Annotated in this window: 20 protein-coding genes; 6 read left to right on the top strand and 14 right to left on the bottom strand. The window is 64.1% G+C overall.

Annotated features, from left to right (window positions below; translation table 11 throughout):
• Positions 1-24: 24 nt before the first annotated feature.
• Entirely contained in the window at positions 25-777 is a 753-nt protein-coding gene (locus tag ACIQTS_RS02625) for a metal-dependent hydrolase (protein WP_105656685.1), read from the bottom strand.
• 62 nt (positions 778-839) lie between these two features.
• On the opposite strand from ACIQTS_RS02625, the gene ACIQTS_RS02620 reads away from it, so the two are divergent.
• Both ACIQTS_RS02620 and ACIQTS_RS02615 read left to right on the top strand, forming a co-directional pair.
• Positions 840-1328 carry a GNAT family N-acetyltransferase gene (locus ACIQTS_RS02620; protein ID WP_402470980.1) on the top strand — a complete coding sequence of 163 codons (489 nt, stop codon included), beginning with the start codon at positions 840-842 and terminating at the stop codon, positions 1326-1328.
• Complete coding sequence (locus tag ACIQTS_RS02615) at positions 1328-2614, top strand: alpha/beta fold hydrolase (RefSeq protein ID WP_400288143.1); 1287 nt, start codon at positions 1328-1330, stop codon at positions 2612-2614. The genes ACIQTS_RS02620 and ACIQTS_RS02615 overlap by 1 nt, the downstream gene beginning before the upstream one ends.
• An 81-nt stretch (positions 2615-2695) precedes the next feature.
• Here ACIQTS_RS02615 and ACIQTS_RS02610 read toward each other — a convergent pair whose 3' ends face one another.
• The 5 genes from ACIQTS_RS02610 to coaE all read right to left on the bottom strand — a co-directional run bounded on the left by ACIQTS_RS02610 (position 2696) and on the right by coaE (position 7542).
• Positions 2696-3148, bottom strand: a complete 453-nt coding sequence (locus tag ACIQTS_RS02610; RefSeq protein WP_105656688.1) for a MarR family winged helix-turn-helix transcriptional regulator — start codon at positions 3146-3148, stop codon at positions 2696-2698.
• Between the two features lie 100 nt (positions 3149-3248).
• Positions 3249-4289 carry a TerC family protein gene (locus tag ACIQTS_RS02605; protein ID WP_402470976.1) on the bottom strand — a complete coding sequence of 347 codons (1041 nt, stop codon included), beginning with the start codon at positions 4287-4289 and terminating at the stop codon, positions 3249-3251.
• Between the two features lie 245 nt (positions 4290-4534).
• A complete protein-coding gene (uvrB, locus tag ACIQTS_RS02600; protein ID WP_133834225.1) occupies positions 4535-6622 on the bottom strand; it encodes an excinuclease ABC subunit UvrB in 2088 nt (695 codons plus the stop codon).
• A 72-nt stretch (positions 6623-6694) separates the two neighbouring features.
• Positions 6695-6943: a hypothetical protein gene (locus tag ACIQTS_RS02595; protein WP_402470973.1), complete on the bottom strand. Its 249-nt coding sequence runs from the start codon at positions 6941-6943 to the stop codon at positions 6695-6697.
• A gap of 2 nt (positions 6944-6945) precedes the next feature.
• The gene (gene coaE / locus ACIQTS_RS02590; RefSeq protein WP_402470971.1) at positions 6946-7542 is read right to left on the bottom strand and encodes a dephospho-CoA kinase; all 597 of its coding nucleotides are present in this window, start codon (positions 7540-7542) and stop codon (positions 6946-6948) included.
• Between the two features lie 25 nt (positions 7543-7567).
• On the opposite strand from coaE, the gene ACIQTS_RS02585 reads away from it, so the two are divergent.
• The 3 genes from ACIQTS_RS02585 (at position 7568) to ACIQTS_RS02575 (ending at position 11162) form a co-directional block, all read left to right on the top strand.
• Positions 7568-8242 (top strand): IMPACT family protein, encoded by a 675-nt coding sequence (locus ACIQTS_RS02585; RefSeq protein ID WP_402470969.1) that lies wholly within the window; start codon positions 7568-7570, stop codon positions 8240-8242.
• Positions 8239-9423: a class I SAM-dependent methyltransferase gene (locus tag ACIQTS_RS02580; RefSeq protein WP_402470967.1), complete on the top strand. Its 1185-nt coding sequence runs from the start codon at positions 8239-8241 to the stop codon at positions 9421-9423. The genes ACIQTS_RS02585 and ACIQTS_RS02580 overlap by 4 nt, the downstream gene beginning before the upstream one ends.
• Positions 9424-9485: 62 nt before the next feature.
• Complete coding sequence (locus tag ACIQTS_RS02575) at positions 9486-11162, top strand: HNH endonuclease signature motif containing protein (RefSeq protein ID WP_402470964.1); 1677 nt, start codon at positions 9486-9488, stop codon at positions 11160-11162.
• A 28-nt stretch (positions 11163-11190) separates the two neighbouring features.
• On the opposite strand, the gene ACIQTS_RS02570 is transcribed toward ACIQTS_RS02575, so the two are convergent.
• From ACIQTS_RS02570 to polA, 5 genes are all read right to left on the bottom strand, one after another.
• On the bottom strand, positions 11191-12501 hold the full coding sequence (locus tag ACIQTS_RS02570) for a hypothetical protein (protein ID WP_402470962.1): 1311 nt from the start codon (positions 12499-12501) through the stop codon (positions 11191-11193).
• A gap of 247 nt (positions 12502-12748) precedes the next feature.
• On the bottom strand, positions 12749-14224 hold the full coding sequence (rpsA, locus tag ACIQTS_RS02565; RefSeq protein WP_013349277.1) for a 30S ribosomal protein S1: 1476 nt from the start codon (positions 14222-14224) through the stop codon (positions 12749-12751).
• Positions 14225-14442: 218 nt separating this feature from the next.
• A complete protein-coding gene (locus ACIQTS_RS02560; RefSeq protein WP_402470958.1) occupies positions 14443-15756 on the bottom strand; it encodes a GNAT family N-acetyltransferase in 1314 nt (437 codons plus the stop codon).
• A gap of 69 nt (positions 15757-15825) precedes the next feature.
• Complete coding sequence (locus ACIQTS_RS02555) at positions 15826-16743, bottom strand: polysaccharide deacetylase family protein (protein ID WP_402470955.1); 918 nt, start codon at positions 16741-16743, stop codon at positions 15826-15828.
• A gap of 67 nt (positions 16744-16810) precedes the next feature.
• Positions 16811-19423 carry a DNA polymerase I gene (gene polA / locus ACIQTS_RS02550; RefSeq protein WP_402471213.1) on the bottom strand — a complete coding sequence of 871 codons (2613 nt, stop codon included), beginning with the start codon at positions 19421-19423 and terminating at the stop codon, positions 16811-16813.
• A gap of 85 nt (positions 19424-19508) precedes the next feature.
• Between polA and ACIQTS_RS02545 the strand changes: the two genes are divergently transcribed.
• On the top strand, positions 19509-19994 hold the full coding sequence (locus ACIQTS_RS02545; protein WP_105656699.1) for a hotdog fold thioesterase: 486 nt from the start codon (positions 19509-19511) through the stop codon (positions 19992-19994).
• Positions 19995-20078: 84 nt separating this feature from the next.
• Here the strand turns inward: ACIQTS_RS02545 and ACIQTS_RS02540 are convergent, their stop codons facing one another.
• The 3 genes from ACIQTS_RS02540 to ACIQTS_RS02530 form a co-directional block, all read right to left on the bottom strand.
• Positions 20079-20624, bottom strand: coding sequence for a dihydrofolate reductase family protein (locus ACIQTS_RS02540; protein ID WP_105656700.1), 546 nt, complete (start codon positions 20622-20624; stop codon positions 20079-20081).
• A 94-nt stretch (positions 20625-20718) separates the two neighbouring features.
• Positions 20719-20967 carry a hypothetical protein gene (locus ACIQTS_RS02535; protein WP_105656701.1) on the bottom strand — a complete coding sequence of 83 codons (249 nt, stop codon included), beginning with the start codon at positions 20965-20967 and terminating at the stop codon, positions 20719-20721.
• Positions 20964-22196 carry an inorganic phosphate transporter gene (locus ACIQTS_RS02530; RefSeq protein WP_105656702.1) on the bottom strand — a complete coding sequence of 411 codons (1233 nt, stop codon included), beginning with the start codon at positions 22194-22196 and terminating at the stop codon, positions 20964-20966. The genes ACIQTS_RS02535 and ACIQTS_RS02530 overlap by 4 nt, the downstream gene beginning before the upstream one ends.
• Between the last annotated feature and the right edge of the window lie 136 nt (positions 22197-22332).

Below are 22332 nucleotides of genomic sequence, written 5' to 3'. Positions count from 1 at the left end.
GAGCCGGCAGCGGGCCGGGGGCCGTCAGGCGACGATCAGCGCGATGCCCACATAGGTAGTGAGCAGCGTCGCGAGCAGCCATTCTGCGGTGGAGCCCGTCTCGGCCAGAATCGGCAATGCCACCCGCCCATTGGACTTCCAGCAGCCGCCAATCAGCGGCAGCCGGCGGAACCAGCGCGGCGAGCCGATCTTGATCGGCCACAGCAGATTGCAGCCGCCGATGGTCAGCATGTCGCCCAGCACGTGCACGATCGCGCCCAGGGAGACTGCCATCAGGAACCAGAGGTTCTGCTCCGGCGCATTCATCCCGACGAAAGTCCCGGCGGCCAAGGCGATAATCCAGCACAGCAGCGGCGGCATGAATTTCATGGTCTTCACCGCGAAGGAAATCAGCAGGATCGCGAACAGCGCCGCGGCCGGGTAGACCGTGCCCAACGCCGCGGTCTGCACATCCCAGCCGTTGGCCAGCCAGGCCAGGAAGATGAAGAAGGCGATGCCGATCAGCGAATGGGTGCCGTTGCGGTGCCCGCCCGAAACCGAACCGACAATCCGCGTGAAAATGCTGGAGAACGGGGGCAGCGAGCGGGCGATCGTGGCCCCATGGTGATCCGCGTCGGGCAGCAGGGCCGCGCCAGCGCAGACGATCGCGCCGGCCAGGGTTTCCCAGCGGTCCATCTGGAAAGTTCCCAGCCCCAGGTTCACCGAACCCACGGTGACGTCAGTTGTAATTGCCAACCATGCGGCTGCGCCGCTCACCGCGTGGTGTCCACCCATCATGCATTCAACCTTAGGTCTGGTCACCGACGTTTTAGCGGTGCGACGGAGGTAAGCTGGAACACATGAGTATTGTGCGTGAAGCTGTTCCGGGCGACTGCCCGCAGATCTTGGCGATGATCCAGGAATTGGCCGACTATGAAAGGGAACCTGATGCGGTGCTCAACACCGCAGCAGACCTCCAATCCCATCTGTTCGGCCCCAATCCCCAGGTCTTCGCCCATGTTGCCGAGGATGAAACCGGGACGCTCAAGGGCATGGCCCTGTGGTATCTGACCTACTCCACTTGGGAAGGCCGGCACGGCATCCATCTGGAGGATCTGTATGTGCGCGAATCCCAGCGCGGTTCAGGCACCGGCACCGCGTTGCTGCGCACGCTGGCGCAGATCTGCGTCGAACGCGGCTACAAGCGCCTGGAATGGTCAGTGCTGGATTGGAACGAGCCGGCCATCAGGTTCTACGACGCCATCGGTTCCAGCTCCATGGACGGCTGGAGCACCCGGCGCCTGGACGGCGAAGCACTGCAACAACTTGGCATGCAAGGAGCGAACTAATGCGCCACTACCGCGGTATGGATGTCACCGACCATCGCATCGAGGTTCCACTGGATCACGCCGATCCGCAGGGCGAAAAGATCTCGGTCTTCGCCCGCGAGATCAGCACCGGCACGGCCAAGCCCTGGCTGCTGTTCCTGCAGGGCGGTCCAGGGGGCAAATCCCCGCGCCCCGGTTCCTTGTCGGGATGGTTGGCCGAAGCCACCAAGCACTTCCGCGTGCTGCTGCTGGACCAGCGCGGCACCGGATTGTCCACCCCGGCTAACCGCAAGTCCTTGCCGCTGCGCGGGGACTCGGCCGCCCAGGCCCGCTACCTCTCGCATTTCCGCGCCGACTCGATTGTGCGCGACGCCGAAGCCCTGCGCGAGCACCTGGGCATCGAGCAGTGGAGCACCCTGGGGCAGAGCTACGGCGGGTTCTGCACCCTGACCTATCTCTCGCTCTTCCCGCAGTCGCTCACCCGCTGCCTGGTCACCGGCGGGCTGGCCTCGCTGGATGCCGATGCGAAGACCGTCTACCGCGCCACCTACCAGCGGATGGCAGAACGCAACCGCGAGTACTTCTCCTGGTACCCCGAGGACTTCCAGACCCTGCACAGGATCTACGAGCATGTGCGCACCAATGACGATGAGCTGCTGCCCAACGGCCAGCGCGTCACCGTGCCGCTGGTGCAGATGCTGGGCATGTACCTGGGCGGAAACACCCGGGTGCACCTGCTGCATCACATCTTCGAGGAGGCCTTCAGCCACACCCCGGGCGGCGACCGCCTCTCGGATAACTTCCTCGAAGCGCTCTTGGCCCAGAGCTCTTTCGCCTCGAACCCGCTCTATGCGCTGATGCATGAAACCATCTACGCCCAAGGCGCGCCGACCAATTTCGCGGCCGAACAAGTCCTGCCGGAATTCGCCGACTTCACCCGCCACGCGGCGACCCCGCTGCTGACCGGCGAGATGATCTACAGCTGGCACTTCGCCGAAGATCCTGCCCTGCGCCCCCTGGAGGACGTGGCCCGCATCCTGGCCGAGCACGAAGGCTTCGGCCCGCTCTACGATCTGGACGTCCTGGCCAAGAACACCGTGCCGGTGGCCGCCGCGGTCTACCATGACGACGTCTACGTGGACCGCGAGCTCTCGCTGCGCACCGCCTCGCAGGTGGCCGGGTTGCAGACCTGGGTGACCGATCAATTCCACCATGACGGCATCGGCGACGACGGCCCGGCGATCTTCCGCCGGCTGCTGGCCATGGCCAACGGCGAAGACCCGGACGCCGCGGCCCAGGACAGCTAGCCCGCGCACCGGCTAGGTTAACGCGCAGGGCGCTTGAATCCCCCGGGGATTCAAGCGCCCTGCGCGTTAAGCCTTCTGCTGCTAATGGTCCAGCTTCGCGGCAACCTGGTCATTCAACCGCTGCAGCAGCGGCACAGCCTGCGCCAGAATCCGCCGTTCCTCGGCGCTGAAGGAATCGATGCCGCCGGCCAGCGAGGAAATCGCGCGTTGCCGGTAGGCTTCAATGGCCTCCTTGCCGTCGCCGGTCAGGCTCACCAGGCTGGCGCGCCCGTCTCCAGGGTCCGGTTGGCGCTGGACCAACTGGTCGTTTTCCATGCGGATGACCAGACCGGTCATGGTCGGCTGGGCCACGCGCTGCTCGATGGCCAAGTCGCCCACGCGCTGGGGGCCCAACCGGTCCAGGGTGGAAAGCACCCGCCAAGCGGTCACCGATCGGCCTTGCCCGGCCGCGCGTCCAAGCAGCCGGGACATGGTGCCCGACGCTAGTGCTACGCCGGTGGCAATGCCACTGGCTTCTGTCGATAGGTCGCTCATGGAAAATACCTTAGCAGAACAGCATAGGCACACTATGCGGGTACGGAAAACCCGCCGAGGCCAGTTGGAAGCAACTGGTCCCGGCGGGTAATTGTGCGGATTACTTGGCGGCGTCCTGCTCTGCAGCTTCCGCTGCGCCGGCGAGCTCCGCGGCTTCAGCCGAAGCAGCGGCGCGCTTGCCCCATGGGCTCCACAGCGACAGCACGGTTGCGATAACGATCGCGCCCAGGATGACCAGCAGCGAAACACCCACGGAAATGTCCAGCCACGCGTAATGCAGCGGCTCGCCGCCGTTGATGAACGGCAGGCTGTTCTCGTGCAGGGCGTGGAAGACCAGCTTCACGCCGATGAAAGCGAGGATGAAGCTCAGTGCGTGCTTCAGGAAGACCAGGCGGTTCATCAGGCCACCGAGCAGGAAGTAGAGCTGGCGCAAGCCCATCAGCGCGAAGATGTTCGCGGTGAACACGATGAACGCGGACTTGGTCAGGCCGAAGATGGCCGGGATCGAGTCGAAGGCGAACAGCAGGTCGGTCATGCCGATGGTCACGAAGACCAGCACCATCGGGGTGAACAGCTTCTTGCCGTCGACCACGGTGCGCAGCTTGGCGCCATCGAAGTCCTTGGAAATCGGCAGCTTGGAGGTCAGCTTCTTAACCAAGCCGCTTTCCTCGTCCTCATCGTCGTCCTTGAGCTGGTTCCATGCGGTCCACAGCAGGAAGGCGCCGAAGATGTAGAAGACCCACGACCACTGCTCGATGATCGCGGCGCCGAGCACAATGAAGATTGCGCGCAGGACCAACGCGATGATGATGCCGAACATCAGCACTTCCTGCTGGTACTTGCGCGGTACCGAGAAGCGCGCCATGATGATGATGAAGACGAACAGGTTGTCCACCGACAACGCGTATTCGGTGACCCAGCCGGCGTAGAATTCCTGGCCAAGCTGGGGTCCAGCCTGCGTCCAGATCACGGCACCGAAGATCAATGCCAAGGAGATGTAGATGCCGACAAAAATGCCTGCTTCCTTCATGGAAGGAATGTGCGGACGCTTGGTGACGTACAGCAGGTCTGCGATGAGCACCGCGCACAGAACAATCAGCGCGATGATCTCGAATTGAATAGTTAACCCATTAGTGCCCACGGACGAGCGACCTTTCGTTGGAGGGTATGGAAAATCGCCGCAAGTCTCTCCGCCGCCACACCAGAATTCGAAACACTTCGATAGCTGGCTCAGTGATCGGCTGCTGTGCCCGGCGAAACATCATTGGTTCGCGTGTTGACGTCCACAGCATTGGGATACTCCCCTACGTCCAGTGATCAAGTGTAGCGCACAGGAACTGCACAGGCTTGGCGCATGTCCCAAAACTGCGCTGGACAGCAGCAGGGCTACGCGTGCCCGGCAGCCTTCATCTGGCGCAATTCCTTCTTCAACTCGGACACTTCATCACGGATCCGGGCGGCCAGCTCGAACTGCAACTCAGCGGCCGCGGCGTGCATCTGCTCGGTCATTTCCCCGATCTGGGCCAGCAGGTCCTCGGCCGGGGCGGCGGCCAGCCCGTCCTTGCGCACGGTGGACGAGGCCTTGGTGCGCTTGGCATTTTTCGCCAACCGGTTGTTGTTCAGCAGTTCCTGGGTGTCGGCATCCTCACGCGCCAGCTGGTCGGTGATGTCAGCGATCTTCTTGCGCAGCGGCGTGGGGTCGATCCCGTGCTCCTTGTTGTGCGCTTCCTGGATTGCCCGTCGGCGATTGGTCTCCTCGATCGCCTGGTCCATCGCATCGGTGATCTTGTCGGCATACATGATCACCTGGCCCGAGACGTTACGCGCGGCACGGCCGATGGTCTGGATCAGGCTGGTGGCCGAACGCAGGAAGCCCTGCTTGTCGGCATCCAGGATCGCGACCAGCGAAACCTCGGGCAAATCCAGGCCCTCGCGCAGCAGGTTAATGCCCACCAGCACGTCGAAGGAACCCATGCGCAGCTCGCGCAGCAGCTCCACGCGGCGGATCGTGTCCACATCGGAGTGCAGGTACTGCACCCGCACCTGGTGCTCGGTGAGGTAGTCGGTCAGGTCCTCGGCCATGCGCTTGGTCAGCGTGGTGACCAGCACGCGCTCATCGCGATCCACACGGGTACGGATCTCATCGAGCAGGTCATCGATCTGGCCCTTGGTGGGCTTGACGATGATCTCGGGGTCGATCAGCCCGGTGGGGCGGATGATCTGCTCCACGAACCCGTCGGACTTGCCCAGCTCGTACTTGCCCGGGGTGGCCGAAAGGTACACGGTCTGCCCGATGCGCTCAAGGAACTCATCCCATTTCAGCGGGCGGTTGTCCATGGCACTTGGCAGGCGGAAGCCGTGTTCCACCAGCGTGCGCTTGCGGGACATGTCGCCCTCGTACATGGCGCCGATCTGCGGCACGGTGACATGCGACTCGTCGATCACCAGCAGGAAGTCATCGGGGAAATAGTCGATCAGGCAGTGCGGGGCGCTGCCGGCATCGCGGCCGTCGATATGGCGCGAGTAGTTCTCGATGCCGTTGCAGAAACCCATCTGCTCCATCATTTCCAGGTCGTAGGTGGTGCGCATGCGCAGCCGCTGGGCCTCGACGAGCTTGTTCTGCGATTCCAGCTCCTTCAGGCGCACCGCCAGCTCGTCCTCGATCCGCTTGATCGCCTTGTGCATCCGCTCGGCACCGGCCACATAGTGGCTGGCCGGGAAGATGTACATCTCGGTCTCCTCGCGGATCACCTCGCCGGTGACCGGGTGCAGGGTGTGGATCGCTTCCACCTCGTCGCCGAAGAACTCGATGCGCACGGCCTGCTCTTCGTACATCGGGATGATCTCCACCGTGTCCCCGCGCACGCGGAAGGTGCCGCGGTGGAAGTCCATGTCGTTGCGGGTGTACTGCATGGCCACGAACTGGCGCAGCATCGCGTCGCGGTTCAGTTCCTCGCCGGTGCGCACGGTGACCATCCCGGCCACGTATTCCTCGGGAGTGCCCAGGCCGTAGATGCACGAGACGGTGGCGACCACAATGGTGTCGCGGCGGGTGAGCAGGGAGTTGGTGGCCGAGTGCCGCAGGCGCTCGACTTCCTCGTTGATCGAGGAGTCCTTCTCGATGAAGGTATCGGTCTGCGGGACGTAGGCCTCGGGCTGGTAGTAGTCGTAGTAGGAGACAAAGTACTCCACCGCGTTATTGGGCATCAGCTCGCGGAACTCGTTGGCCAGCTGGGCGGCCAGGGTCTTGTTCTGCACCAGCACGAGGGTGGGGCGCTGCACCTGCTCCACCAGCCAGGCGGTGGTCGCGGACTTGCCGGTACCGGTGGCACCGAGCAGCACGATGTCCTTCTCGCCGGCGTTGATCCGCTCGGTCAGCTGCTTGATGGCCTGCGGCTGGTCGCCGGCAGGCTGGTACTCGCTGATGACTTCGAAGGGGGCGACCACGCGCTTGATCGGCTGTGCAAGACTCATGCTTCCAGCATATCCACTTGCCCCGACCGTTGGGGCTGCGCCCTAGCCAGCTTTCAGCTTAAATCCGGGGTGCTATTTGCGCATCCCGTAGCGGATCGCATTGCGCTTGACGGTGCGCTGGATGCTGCTGCCGAAGAATCCCACGGTCATGATGGTGGCGGCAATCAGCCCCAGCAGGGCCAGGCAGCCGGAAATGTAGACCACGGGCGAATACGGCCCGGATTCGCTGGCAACGAATTCGGTGCGGCCGCCAAATCCGAGCCACAGCACCAAGGCGACGGCGAAAGCGATCAGGGTGCTCCACTTGCAGATCTTGTACATTCCTACTCCTGTGCTGGCGCCAATTGGCGGTAGAGGGCAGAAACCTGCGCCTCCAGTTCTTCCAAGGTACCGGAATTATCCAGCAGGTAGTCGGCTACGGCCGCCCGCTGGTCATCCGTGGCCTGCGCGGCCATCCGGGCCTCGGCATCTTCCCGGGTCCAGCCGCGGTCCTGGACCATGCGGCGGATGCGTTCGGCGTGCGGGGCGGCCACGACGACCACCGCGTCGAAGCTGTCCAGCTGGCCGGTCTCGACCAGCAGCGGGATGTCCTCGACCACCAGCGAGCCGGCTGGCGCTCCTTGGCGCAACTTCGCCGCTTGCTCCCGCACCAGCGGGTGCACGATCGCGTTGAGCTTGGCCCGCGCCGCCTCGTCGGCGAAGACTATCGCGCCCAATGCGGGACGGTTCAGCGACCCGTCGGCCAGCAAAACGGCTTCGCCAAACGTGTCCTTGATCGCAGCTAGCCCGGGCGTGCCGGGTTCGACCACCTTGCGCGCCAACGCGTCGGCATCGATGACTACGGCTCCCAGGGCGGCCAATTTGGCCGCGACCGCAGATTTTCCGGAGGCCACTCCCCCGGTCAGTCCCACATGCATCATGTTCCCACCCTATAAACTAAGAGGGATGAACACCAACGACTCGGCCGCGACACGGTACACGACCTTGACCAGCGATTGCGTGCACGAGCTGGAAATCAAGCGTTCGCGATTCATCACCTACCTCTACCGGGTCGAAACCGAGGCCGCCGCCCGCGCGCAGATCGCGGCCCTGCGCAAGACCCACTTCGATGCCCGCCACCACTGCAGCGCGTTCATCCTGGGCCCCGATCGCATGGCCCAACGCTCCAACGACGACGGCGAGCCCTCGGGCACCGCCGGCATCCCGATGCTCGATGCCCTGGCCAAGCGCGAAATCGCCGACGGCAGCGTGCTCTCGGACGTGCTGGCCGTGGTGGTCCGCTACTTCGGCGGGATCAAGCTTGGCGCCGGCGGACTGGTCCGCGCATATTCCGAGGCGGTATCTTCCGGGCTGGACAATGCGCAGCTGCACCTGCGCCAGCGCATGCGAATCTTCACCTTCGCCGCCGCCCACGCCGACGCGGCCCGCTACGAGAACGAGCTGCGCGCCGCCGGCTACCAGGTCGAACCGACCCTCTGGCAGGCCGATGCCGCAATCGTGCAGATCGGCATCCCGGACACTCCCGAAGCAGCCACGCAGCTGCGCACCGGCATCGCCGCACTCACCTCCGGCGCCGGGGAACTGGCCGCCGCCAACACGCAATGGGTTGATCTGATTTGAACTCCGCCGCCAATCCCGAAGGCACGCCCGCTGCCGCCAGCAGCCTCCAGGCCCTGCTCCCCGCCCTGCGCCGCTGGCCCGATGTCGAAGCCGCCAACCTCTACGCCGCCGACGCCTGCGACCGGCTCATCCTGGACACCTGCGCCGCCGCGGCCGGACCCTCGGACCGCTGGCCGGATGCCATTGCGGTCATCGGCGACCACTACGGCGCGCTGGCCCTGGGCGCGCTGGCACTAGGCAGCACGAGCGTGCGCGTGCACACCGATTCGCTCACCGCCCGCCGGGCCATCGAGGCCAACCTCGCCCGGCTCATGCCCGAGCGGGCCGGAGACCTCGAATTCTGCACCCTGGAACAGGTCGCCCAGGGCGCCAGTTCGATCCTGCTGGCCCTGCCTCGCGGACTGGACGTGCTGGGAGAACAGGCCGCCGCGGCAGCTGCTGTCGCCGATCCCGGCGCGAAGCTTTTCGCCGGTGGCCGCATCAAGCACATGAGCCGTTCCATGAACGAGGTGCTCGCGGCGCATTTCACCCGCGTCGATGTCTCGCTGGCCCGGCAGAAATCCCGGGTGCTCACAGCCAGCACCCCGCGTGACGAACAGCCCGCCAGCAGCTTCCCGGCCACTGCCACCCACCAGGTGCGCGGCACCAGCTTCACGCTGCATGCCGGTGCCGGGACCTTCGGCGCCGCCCGGCTGGATCCGGGCACCCGGCTCCTGCTGGAAAACCTTCCGGACCTCTCCGGGCACGCCACGCTGGTCGATCTGGCCTGCGGCAACGGCGCGATCGGCATCTGCGCAGCACTGGAAAACCCGCAGCTGCGCGTGGACGCCTCGGACCATTCGGCCTCCGCGGTTGCCTCCACCCTGGCCGCCGCGCAACGCAACAACTTGGCCGGTCGCCTCACCGCCGTGCAGGATGACGCCCTGGGCCGCCTGCCCGACGCCAGCGCCACCCTGGTCACGCTGAACCCGCCTTTCCACATCGGCAACACCGTCACCGCCGACATCGCGTTCAAGCTGATCGACGACGCCGCCCGCGTGCTCGCTCCCGGAGGCACCCTGCTGTGCGTGTTCAATTCGCACCTGCGCTACCGCAGCGAATTGGCCCGCCGCGTTGGCCCCACCGAACAGCTGGCCCGCGACAGGACCTTCACCGTGGCTGCATCAACCCGCGCGCACTAGGCTTTTCCACAGGCCGTATTGCCGGCCGGCACGCCGCGCACCGCCTGGCGCATGCTGGGGCCATGAACAGAACTGTCAGCCAGGCGCTAGCCGGGCTTGCCCAAGCGATCAAGGATGCGCCGGCCCTCGCGGTGGACGATGCCCTGGCCGTCGCCGCGTTCATCCCCGTCCTGCACCAGACCTTGCTCTGCGCCGATCCAGCCACCGGCCCCGAGTCCCACTACCTGCACGATCCGCGCTACGCCTTGGCCCTGGCCACCGCGGCAGAAGCTTCGGCCCACCAGGCCCTTCGCACCCAGATCTACGCAGCCCACCTGGTCGATGACACCGCGGCGCACACCCTGGCCCAGGTTGAACTCGCCGCGGCCCGCCAGGGCACCACCGATTTCTCCGTCCCTGCCCAGCGCACCGGAAAGCGGCCCAGCTTCACCGGCCCTGCGGCACTGCTGGCATCCTGGCTGCGCACCGACCATTTCGAGGCCAAGCGCCGCATCCAGTCCGCCAGCCATGTCTTCGCGCAATACGACTACCAGCATCAGCGGCACCAGGCACAGTTCCCGCTGCTGGCGCGGCGCTTCACCGATCTGCGCCAGCCACCAGCCGAAGTGCTCAGCGCGGCCCGCCGCCTGGGCGCTCTGGAACCCCAACGCGACGAATACGCCGCACCGGCCACCGCCTCGGCGCTCACCGAAGATGGCGAGCTGCTTGAATCCATCGTCAACCAGCAGTTGGACGAACCCGACCCCGGCACCCGCAGGCAGTTGGTCAACAGCTTCCTGAAATCCCAGAAGGAACGCTTGGGCAAGAAGCGGCCCGAAGCCCAGGAAGGCCTGTACCGGCGGGGCGAACGCGGCGGCCTGGTCCACTACGACCTCGCCCTGCGCCCTACGCGCGCAGAACTCTTCGAATCGGGCATTTCGCGAAGCGACAATCCCCGCTCCGGTTCCGGCCAAGCCGCACGGGAGGCTTTTGCCCAGTCTCCGGGACAGCGTACAGGGCAGGATGCTGCCCCTGGCACTTCCTACCAGGCCGACGCCGGAGGCCATCCGGATTTCTTGACCGATGAGGAAGCTGCCGCCAGCGAAGATCCTGTTTCCCCACCGCTTTCTCCCGCGGCACGCCGCCTCAACGGCCTGATGAATCTGCTGGAGATCAACACGAAGCTTCTCCAGGAGCTGCTGGATGCCGCGCGCAATGGCGGGACCCCCAAGGGCGCCGATGGGAATGATGCAGGCACCGTGGATGTCCCCACCATCACCCCGCAGGTCGTGGTCATGCTGACCTTGGACGAGTTGGAAGGCCGCGCGAGAACCCATGGCATCACCCAGCACGGTTTCAAGCTCGATGCAACTGACCTGCGCCAGACCCTGGCCAGGGCACGCATCATCCCGATGGTGCTCGGCGGCAGGGGCGAGCTCCTTGATATCGGGCGCAGCCAGCGCAAGCATCCGAACTACATGCGCCTGGGTGTTGCGGTGCGCGATCGCGGCTGCATAGTTCCCGGGTGCACCATGGATCCCGAACGCTGCAACATCCACCACATCTGGTTCTGGTCCGAGGGCGGTGTCACTGCGGTCTACTGGAGCGCGATGCTCTGCGACACGCATCATCATGACGTTCATGCCGGGTTGATCAAGGTCATTGCCGACGATGGCGTACCCAAGGTCATCCTGCCCAGCTTCGTCGATCCCACCCAGACCCCGGTGCGCAACAGCTACCACATGGCCAAGGCCGCCTAGTTCGCGGCAATGCGCCGGGGCCATCCGGCTAGATCAAGAAAGGGCGTCCACCGTGCACGCGGACGGCTTGGGCGTTGATCCCCAATGGACGAAGGTTGATCCGGTCGATCTCGCCCCGCTCATTATTCTCGAAAGTATCAGCCGTAACCGAATCACCGGCAGGGGTCTGGACCGCCAGGCGGCGCTTGGTTCTGGCCAGAGGCTCGCGTGCCGATGCCGGGACGTAGTAGGCGCTGGCCTGCTTCCCTCCGCCGTAGAGCCATGAAGCGCGCACCGCGACCGGGCGTGAGCCCCAGCCGCTGAGCCCTGCAATGACCAAGCGCTGGCCGGTTGCCTCTAGCAGTTTCCCATTCAGGTTCTCCCCATAGACCCAGGGCTGGGACGCGATGCCCAGGAACTCTTCGGCAGAGCGCTGGTTGACCGCATGCACCCCGTGCACCGGGCACACCTCTGAGCAGAAAATGAATCGCGGATCCTCAAATTTCTGCTTGGACCCGTTCTTGTCGTCGTTGCGGCACAGGCAGGCCCCGGTTTCTTCCGTTTCGATGAGGATCGCGTTGCCATAGGCCCGCAATGACGTTGGACCAATTCGGTGGTCCGCTGGAACTTCGAGTGCGAAAAGTCCCATCGATTTCAAGCGCATCCAGCGCAGCATGCTCAGCAGCAGGCTGATGCCCAGCAGGACGGCCGCGGCGTACACGTCAAGGCGGTAGCCTTCATCCAAGTCATGCAGCGAATGAACTTCCGTGCTGACCAGTTCCCAGCCCAGCCGGAGCAGCGGGTAGATCAGTGCTCCCACCGCAAGCTTCCATACCATGGGCGACATTTGCTTGGTGATTTCAAAATCGCTCTCTTGCCCCGGCGCCAAGGCGATGCCTCCTGAGGCTTCACGCTTCCAGGTTCTCAGCAGGCGTCGAAACCGTGCGTCCATGAGACCTACGGACAGTGCGAGCAGCAGGAAATAGCCCAGCGCCAGCATCAGGATCCTTTGCAGGTCCCCGGCCGGAGCCAGCAGGAAATAGATTCCGGCGGCTACGCCCAAGCCCATCCAGGGTGATTGCCGTCCGCCGCCAAAGATCATGGCCAGGACGGTAGCGACCATGGAGAAGGAGAGGATGTCCATGAAGCCCTTGTCCAGGTACGGGGAATGCAGAAGATCCGAACGGACGAGGACCACCAGTGCAACCAGCGGAAGCCAGGTCGCTGCGGCAACCCAGAAATTGGGAATAGTGCGCGGTACAGTCTCCCACTCCTCGTGGCTGACCTGGCGCACCGGGATCTGCTGCCCGGCAGTTGCGCCTGCCGCATAGTCTGCCGGCGAATTTCCTGTCGTTGCCATGTGCTACTACCTGCCGTTAGTGAGTCCACCTGATCGGTGCACTTTTAGTCTAACCTCAGCAAGTATTAAGAGCAGTGCTCCTTCGGAGCTATTCCTGCCCGGCGGATGTCAGCAGAAATAATGACGCGCCAGCCATGCCGGCAAGCAAAAAACCAGTTAAACAAACGAAGGTCCAACCCTTGCAGGGTTGGACCTTCGTGAATCAGCTAAAGCTAATCACGATCTCTGCACGAGGCAGAAGCCGGAATTAGTTGCCGGTCAGCTTCTCGCGCAGTGCAGCCAGTGCTTCGTCCGAAGCCAGGGTGCCTGCATCGGTGGCTGGCGCCTCCGAGGAGTACGAAGCTGGAGCTGGCTCGGAACCACCGGCAGCAGCAGGCTCTGCTTCTGCGTCGGCAGCGATAGCGGCAACAACCTGCTTCTTGTGTGCTTCCCAACGCTCCTGGGCAGCAGCGTACTGTGCTTCCCATGCAGCGCGCTGGGTGTCGAAGCCCTCGAGCCATTCGTTCGACTCTGGGTCGAAGCCCTCTGGGTACTTGTAGTTGCCGGCCTCGTCGTACTCTGCAGCCATGCCGTAGAGTGCTGGGTCGAACTCGGTGCCCTCTGGGTCAACACCTTCGTTAGCCTGCTTGAGCGACAGCGAGATGCGGCGGCGCTCCAGGTCGATGTCGATGACCTTGACGAACAGTTCGTCGCCAACGGAGACAACCTGCTCAGCCAGTTCAACGTGGCGAACTGCAAGCTCGGAGATGTGAACCAGGCCTTCGATGCCGTCTTCGACGCGTACGAACGCACCGAATGGAACCAGCTTGGTAACCTTGCCCGGTACAACCTGACCCAGTGCGTGGGTGCGGGCGAAGGTCTGCCAAGGATCTTCCTGGGTAGCCTTCAGCGACAGGGAAACGCGCTCGCGGTCCAGATCGACTTCCAGAACCTCTACGGTTACTTCCTGGCCAACCTCGACAACCTCGGATGGGTGGTCGATGTGCTTCCAGGACAGCTCGGAAACGTGTACCAGGCCGTCTACGCCGCCCAGGTCCACGAATGCACCGAAGTTGACGATGGAGGAAACAACGCCCGGACGAACCTGGCCCTTTTCCAGCTTGTTGAGGAAGGTCGAGCGAACCTCGGACTGGGTCTGCTCGAGCCATGCACGGCGGGAAAGCACAACGTTGTTGCGGTTCTTGTCCAGCTCGATGATCTTGGCTTCGATTTCCTGGCCGATGTATGGAGCCAGGTCGCGCACACGGCGCATCTCGACGAGCGATGCTGGCAGGAAGCCACGCAGGCCGATGTCCAGGATGAGGCCACCCTTGACAACCTCGATGACGGTACCGGTAACGACGCCGTCCTCTTCCTTGATCTTTTCGATGTCGCCCCAAGCGCGCTCGTACTGCGCACGCTTCTTGGACAGGATCAGGCGGCCTTCCTTGTCTTCCTTGGTCAGGACCAAGGCTTCGACGCTGTCGCCAACGGTGACAACTTCACCTGGGTCAACGTCGTGCTTGATGGAAAGCTCGCGGGAAGGGATGACACCTTCGGTCTTGTAACCGATGTCGAGCAGAACTTCGTCGTGGTCAACCTTGACGACGGTGCCTTCGACGAGGTCACCATCGTTGAAGTACTTGATGGTGGCGTCGACTGCGGCCAAGAAGTCCTCAGCAGATCCAATGTCGTTGATTGCGACGACTGGTGCGCTGTTGTTCTCGTTCGAGGTGATGGTCATGTAGTAGGGACTCCGATGTGGATAGGTTTGATCAGTCGAAACCCCGGAAGTCCCGGAATTTCGAAGGGGGTAGAACATGAATGCGGACATGACGAAGCCATGGCACGCTGTTTAAGTCTACGCGCCTAGCACACCGCGGGTCAAAGCGTAACCCGCTAACATCCTCGCCAGCATTTTGTGAACTTCGTCATATCAACCGGATAATGTGACCCGTCCCACTAGAAACCGTGCGGCGTGAAACCCTCGCGAGCCACGCTGAACAAGTGCACCCAGTCCCCCTCTGTTCCCCCGCCGACCAGTTCGGCGCGTCCCGAATCCAGCAATTGGTCCAGCTGCACGGTGCCCAGGTACAGTCCCGCCAGCTCCCGCTCCGAAAGCGCCACCCTCGGCAGCCCGGATTCGGCCTGCCCGTCCTCGATCCGGCTCACCGCGGCTCGGGAATCGGACACCTCGAAGAGGTAGGTTCCGGAGATCAGCTCCAGCCGGTCGCTCACGCTCAATAGCAGCCGGGCATCGCGCTGGTAGCCGCGCGCTTGGAAGGCGGCAACAACATCGAGCACGCGCAGCCACAGTACATCGTCAATGGAACGCACGTGGTAGTCCCGCACGTTCTCCAGCACCTGGCGCAGTGGATCGGCCACCGGGCCTTGGCCATGCACTTCTTCCACCAGATCATGGTTGCCCAGGTACTCGAAGAGCTTGATGCGCGCGGCGTCGCTGGTGGCCACCAGCTTGTGCACCACCAGCTTCGCCTTGAGCTCGTCCCAGCCGCCGAACTTGTAGGTGGCGAATCCGCCGAGCTGGCCAGCGTCATCGTAGTAGGCGGCAAAACGCAGGTTCTTCGGCTTCTCCAGGGTCTCCCAGGTGTCCCAGCGGCCCAGGGCAAAGCCATTGTCGAACTCGGTGCTGTCCACGGATCCGAAGGTCTGCTCGAGCGCGCGCACGGCCAGCGCGGCATAACCGGGCCCGAAATGCTGCGGATCGGCGTCCACCACCCGGCCGGGTACCTGCACGCGCAGCTTCACCCCGTGGGCGCACTTGAGCGTGAATCGGCTTTGGTAGGTCGCTGGCTCGAAGCCGTACCGCCCGTAGATCGTCGCTTCCGACGCGGTCAAAGCCGCAATAGGGAAACCCGCCTGCTGGGCATAGGCCAGGTCTGCGGTGATTTGCCTGGACAGGATGCCGCGGCGCCGATAGCTCGGCGCGACGGTGACCGCGGAGATCTTGTGCGTTGCCACCGGCGCCTCGCCGCCGGCATTGAGCAGCCCGGGGAATGCTCCATAGGTGTGCACCGGGTAGGTTGCATGGCGCGAGTGCGGTTCGGCCTGCTGATCGAACACCAGGGAGAAGCGCATTTTCTGCGCATAAGTCAGGTCCAGGTAGTGCGTCCAATTGGGCTCTTCGGGCAGCTGCTCGTAGAAGCCGATCCCGGTGGCCTGATGGAACAACTTGATCGATTCGTCGAGTTCAGGACTGCGGATCGCAGCCTGGCAGGTCCGGGTTTCCAGCTGCGGCTGGGTCTCTGGTCTCATCGTGCTCCTTGGCGAGGAAATCGGCTGATCACAGTCTATGCGCCTGTCCGCCTGGCGCAAGGGGTGCATTCACCAGGCTTCGGAGAGCGTGGTGAACCGCAGGCCGGAATCCAGCGCCTGCCCCAGCCCGAGCGCCACGCCCTTGGCAGTACCCGAGGCGGGCTGGTTGAAGTGCCCGATGCCGACGTCCCCGGCGGCCAGCTGGCGGACCTGGGCGGCCACGGCCTGCGCGCCAAAGGTCGCCCCGGCGTCCAGGTTGACGGTGAAGTTCATCGGCACCACGCCCAGGTCCCGGCACATTGCCGCGCCGGCTTCGTCCATATGGGCGGTGCCGGAGCGGAAGAATTTCGCGGTGATGCCGAACTGGTCGGCCAGATACCGCTGGTTGCCCATCACCTCGTCATAGGCCTGGCCGATCGACTCCGTGCCCCCGATGCCGTAGGCTGCCTGCCCGGAAGTGGCCAGCGGGGCGTGGCTGGTTCCGTGGTTGGCGATCTCGAACAGCTCGTCGCTGGCCAGCTCGTCCATCAGCCGCGCATTGGCGCGTGCCCAGCGTTGGTTCACGAAGAGGGTCGCGGGCACCTGCTTGGCGCGCAACGCGTCCAGCAGGGCCCCATCCACCCCCGAGCCCCGGGGTCCCCCGCAGGCATCGAAGGTCAACGCCGCGGCGGCATTGCCCTTGGGCAGGCCCAGCTCGATGCCCGGGACTTCCAGCCCGAACTGCCCTGCAGGAACATTCTTGAACTTTTCCATGACCTGGCTCCGGCTCGGATACACCGTCTGGAGGCTGGCGGTAGGCCGGGGCGAAGCAGTGGCGGTGGGCGAAGGACTCGCCGTTGCCGAAGCCGCCGCGGACCCGGCTCGTTCCGCCGGTCCGCCGGTACTGCAACCGGAGACCAGCGCGGCGGCCAGCGCCCCCAGCCCCAGGCTGCCGGTTTTCAGCGCCCAACGGCGCGAGTAGTGCTCCAAGTTCGTCTCTTTCCCCAAGCCCATTCGATCCTGCCGAAAGGGGCAGGAACACCCGCGGTGCCCCTGCCCCTTTCGATTGCCGCCCCTAGTGCGCGGCGTCGTGCCAGGTCCGGCCGATGCCCGGCTGGACGTCCAGCGGCACCAGCAGATCTGCGGCCTGTCCCATTTCGCGGGTCACCAGCTCCTGCACTGCTTCCAGCTCCCCCTCGGCGATCTCCAGGATGAGTTCGTCATGGACCTGCAGCAGCATCCGGGACTTGTACTGCCCGGCGCGCAGTCCCTCGTCGATGCGCAGCATGGCCACCTTCACCAGGTCGGCGGCCGAACCCTGGATCGGGGCGTTCAACGCGGCACGCTCGGCGATGTCGCGCAGCCGGCGATCCGAGCTGTTCAGCTCCGGCAGGTAGCGGCGGCGTCCGAAAATGGTTTCGGTGTAGCCATCCTTGCGGGCCTGGTCGACGACCGAACGCAGGTAGGTGCGCACGGCACCGAAGCGGTCGAAGTAGTCCTTCATCAGCTTGCGGGCCTCGTCCACGCCGATCTTCAGCTGCTTGGACAGCCCGAAGCTGCTCAGCCCATAGGCCAGGCCGTAGCTCATCGCCTTGACCTTCGAGCGCATCTCCGAGGTGACCTCTTCCGGCTCGACGTTGAACACGCGCGAACCGACATAGCGGTGCAGGTCCTCGCCGTTCTGGTAGGCCTCGATCAGCCCCTCGTCTTCGGAGAGGTGCGCCATGATGCGCATTTCGATCTGCGAGTAGTCCACTGTCAGCAGGCTCTGGTAACCGGCCCCGACCATGAAGACGTCGCGGATGCGCCGGCCCTCTTCCGAACGCACCGGGATGTTCTGCAGGTTCGGGTTCAGGCTGGAGAGGCGCCCGGTCGCGGCCACGGTCTGCGCATAGGTGGTGTGGATCCGGCCATCATCGTGGGTGGCCTTGAGCAGGCCGTCCACGGTCTGGCGCAGCTTGATCGCGTCGCGGTAGGCCATCAGCGCGACCAGGAACGGGTGCCCGGTCTTGATCAGCAGATCCTGCAGCGACTCGGCATCGGTGGTGAAACCGGTCTTGATCTTCTTGGTGCGCGGCAGATCCAGCTCTTCGAACAACACCACCTGCAGCTGCTTCGGGCTGGAGAGGTTGACTTCGTGGCCGATCGCGGCGAACGCGTCGTTGGTGGCCTGGTCCACCTGCTCGGTGAAGTGGGCACGCAGTTCGTTCAGGCGATCCACGTCCACTGCCACGCCGGCGCGTTCCATCTCGAAGAGCACCGGAATCAGCGGCAGCTCCATCTCGGCAGCCAGTTTGTCCGCGTGCTTCTCGGCCAGCTTGGTAGCCAGGTAGGCGGAGAGGTCGTGGATGGCCTGCGCCTGGGACAACGTTGGCTCGGCAAGATCCGAAGTGAGCCCCAGATCCAGTTCGCCCTTCTTGGCCTCATGCACCGGCACGGCGTACTTCAGGTGGTACTGCACCACGTCCACCAGGTCGTGGCTGCGGCGATCGGGCTGGATCAGGTAGGCGCTGATCAAGGTGTCGTCCTTGATGCCGGCGATCTGCAGCCCGCGCTCGATGAGCAGGTGCATGGCGGCCTTGGCATCGTGGAAGAGCTTCGGCGCGTTCTCATCGGCCAGGAACTGCGCAAGCACGCCTTCGGTGGCTTCATCGAGTTCGGCCAGTTCCAGCCAGAGGGCTTCCGACCCGCGGAAAAGGGCCAGACCCACGGCTTCGCCGTCAACCGCAGCAGGCTGGATTGCGATCGGCGCGCCCTTCCCGGCCCCGATGAATCCGTCCAGTGCGTCGGCATCGGCGCCGAGCACCCGGGAGAATTCGGCAACTTCGGGTGCCGCTTCCTCTTCCTGGGCTGCAAACAGGTCGAACAGGCGCTTGCGCAGGGTGTTGAATTCCAGCGCGTCGAACAGGTTCTCGATCTCTTCGCGGTTCGGGGCTTCGAGTTCCATCTGATCGAGCGTGACCGGGAGTTCCAGGTCGTGCCTGAGCTGGTTCAACCGGCGGTTGCGGGTCACGTTGTCCACGTGCTCGCGCAGCGACTCGCCGACCTTGCCCTTGATGTTCTCCACATTCTCCAGGATGCCAGCCAGGTCCCCGTAGAGGTTGATCCATTTGGCGGCGGTCTTCGGCCCCACACCTGGCACACCGGGCAAGTTATCCGCGGTTTCGCCGACCAGAGCCGCCAAATCCGAGTAGCGCTCGGGACGCACGAAGTACTTGGCTTCCACCGTTGCGGCATCCATCGGCGGGATATCGCTGATGCCCTTCTTCGGGTACAGCACCAGGGTCTTGTCGGTGATCAGCTGGAAGGCGTCGCGGTCGCCGGACACCACCAGCACGTTGAAACCGGCCGCTTCGCCCTGGGTGGCCAGCGTGGCCAGGATGTCATCGGCCTCGAAGCTCTCCAGGGTGATCGAAGGGATGTTCATCGCCTTCATGACTTCCTGGATCAGATCGATCTGCCCGTAGAACTCTTCGGGCGTCTTATTGCGTCCGCCCTTGTACTCGGTGTACTCCAGCGAGCGGAAAGTCGGGGTGTCCAAGTCGAAGGCCACCGCAACGTGGGTGGGCTTTTGCTGGCGGATCATCGTCAGCAGCATCGATACGAATCCGTGCACGGCATTGGTGTGCTGGCCGGTGCTTGTTGCGAAGTTCTCTGCAGGCAGCGCATAGAACGCGCGGAAGGCCATGGAGTGTCCGTCAATAATCAGCAGTCTCTTGTCCGACGAGGCAGTCGGTTTGGTAGTTTCGCTCACACCTGAAAGCCTAGTTGCCATGAGCGACAATTTCACTTCTCGAACCACGCAATCTTCGGCACATCCGTTTGCCGCGCAGCTGGCCCGCCACGGTATTCCCGAATCCATGTGGCCCTACCTGCTGCACAATGGCGTGGGCGAACTCGTGGAGAAACTGGAAATCATCTTCACCGGGTTCGAACCCCAGCGCGTTGCCGCCACCATGCCGGTGGCGGGCAACACCCAGGTCTACGGCATCCTGCATGGCGGCGCTTCGGCGGCACTTGCCGAAACCCTCGGTTCGATGGCCGCTGCGCTGCACGGTGCCGGCCGGGCCAACCCGGTCGGCGTGGATTTGAACATCACCCACCACAAGGCCGGGCGCACCGGGCTGGTCACCGGGGTATGCACGCCGGTGCATCTGGGCCGCAGCAGCACCTGCCATGAGATCGTGATCAGCAATGAGCAGGGCCAGCGTGTCGCGACCGCGCGCATCACCAATATGCTGCTGCCGGTCGAAAACTGATCCCCGCAGGCGCCGTTCGCGCCAAGCGCGGCGGATCGGGCTTTTCCGGAACGCTGGCCCTGGCCAGCAGGTCCCCCTGGCCGTTTAGCCGATCGCGTAGCGCGAGAGGAAGATATCCGCGCCGAGCTCGGTGATCCCCAGGGCCGAGAGCTGCGTGCTGATCCCGCGGCCAAAGATATTGGCCCCGTCGCCCAGCACCTCCGGAACGGTGACCAGAAGCAGCTCATCGAGCGCATCGGCTTCGACGAACGCCCCAGCCAGGTCGGCACCGCCAACCACCCACACGTCCCCGGCCCCCGCGCTCTGGGCGATGTCCCGGCTCCAGAAGCCCACCTCGCCGCGGATGAAGGTCAGGTCCGCTCCGGGCAGTGTCGGCAGTTCATGGTGTGTGAAGACCCACACCGGCTTCTCGCCGAACACCCACGGCACGGTTCCCTCGGCAGCATCGCGGACGATGTTCTCGTAGGTCTTGCCTCCGATCACTACGGCGCCGACGCTCCCGAAGAACTCGTCGAAATGCTTTTTCACTCCCGGCTGCGTGGCATAGGGGATGAACCATTGGACGCTTCCGCTGCGATCGGCGATAAAACCATCGATGGAGGCACCCACGTAGTACTTGAAGCTAGTCATGGCTCCAGTCTAGGGGTGCCTCCATCGAAGGCAATATCAAGTTGTCGAGGGACCCGAAAATCGTGTCGGATCCGCCCGCAGCCGCGAGCAGTTCCTAGTGGCTCGAGGAGAAGCCCAGGATCGCTTCGCTCAGCTGCGGCACGATCAGCACCACGCCGAAGAGGACGATCAGGCCGCAAATCGCGAAGCAGGCGTAGGCTCCGGCATTGCTCAGGCTCTGGTTGCGGCCCTCGTCCTTGGCAACTGCCAGCAGGCGGACGCCGAAGGAGTAGGCCGCCACGATCGCCATCGCGGAAAACCAGGTGATGGCGGCGACGATGAGAAAGGCTGTCCAGTCAATCATGAATTATCGGCTTCCTTCTGCGCTGCGGCAGCCTTGGCCAGCTTGGCTTCCGCCTTGGCCTTGGCGCGGCGCTCCTTCTTGGTCAGGATGTTCACCGCTGCACCCGAGTTATCGATGTCGGAAATGTTCGACTCGTGGTCATGCGGCTGCTTGCGCGAGAGGAACCAGATGGTCAGCATGGCGCCGGTGCCGGCGATCGCGACGATCACGATGCCGATGGTGCCCAGGTGGGTGATCGCTGCGGCCACGCCGCCGACGGCCGCGGCTGCTGGCAGGGTGAACAGCCAGCCCAACGCGATGCGTCCCGCGGTGCCCCAGCGGACTTCGCCGCCCTTGCGGCCCATGCCCGAACCGATCACGGAGCCGGAAGCTACCTGGGTGGTGGACAGCGCGAAGCCCAGGTGCGAGGAGGTCAGGATCGCCGAAGCGGTGGACATCTCGGCTGCGAAGCCCTGCGCGGGCTTCACGTCGGTCAGGCCCGAACCCATGGTGGCGATGATGCGCCAGCCGCCGGTGTAGGTACCCAGCGCGATGGCGAAGGCACAGGTGGCAACAACCCAGAACTGCACGCCGGAGTCGGAATCCTGCAGGCCAGAAGCCACCAGGGTCAGGGTGATGATGCCCATGGTCTTCTGCGCATCGTTAGTGCCGTGGGACAGCGCGACCAGCGAGGAAGAGAAGATCTGCCCGTAGCGGAAGCCGCCGCGCTTGGGCGCCGCGCCATTCTCGCGCTTGGTGATCGCGTAGGCCAGCTTGGTGCACAGGTACGCGGAGATGCCGGCGATCACCGGCGCGCACAGGGCCGGAAGCAGCACCTTGGAGAGCAGCACGCTGTAGTTCACCGAGGCGAAGCCTGCACCGACGATCGCGGCGCCTACCAGGCCGCCGAACAATGCGTGGGAGGAGCTCGAAGGCAGTCCCAGCAACCAGGTGAACAGGTTCCAGATCACGGCGCCCATCAGGCCGGCGAAAATCATCGCCGGCCCAATAGCCACGCCCGAGGTCGGGTCTTCGTTGATGATGCCACCTGAAATGGTCTTCGCTACCTCGGTGGAGAGGAATGCGCCAACCAGGTTCAGAATTGCGGCGAGGGCAACTGCCTTCTTAGGGGAAATTGCTCCGGTTGCGATTGGGGTGGCCATCGCATTGGCCGTGTCATGGAAACCATTGGTGAAGTCGAAAAACAACGCCAAGGCAATGACCAGGACGACGATAAGCGTCAAATCCATTGAATACCAGCCTGAGGGGTCGAACGGCAAGGAAAAAGAGAACGGGCCAGAAATAGGATCCTGCGAAAGGCATTGGCGTGCAGGACTTCGTTCTAAGCGCAATTTCCATCTTAGGCGTACGGCGCAGTACGTCAAT

The organism is Glutamicibacter sp. NPDC090743, from assembly GCF_044769125.1.
Lineage (GTDB): Bacteria > Actinomycetota > Actinomycetes > Actinomycetales > Micrococcaceae > Glutamicibacter.
This window is presented reverse-complemented; position numbering and strand designations above follow the sequence as displayed.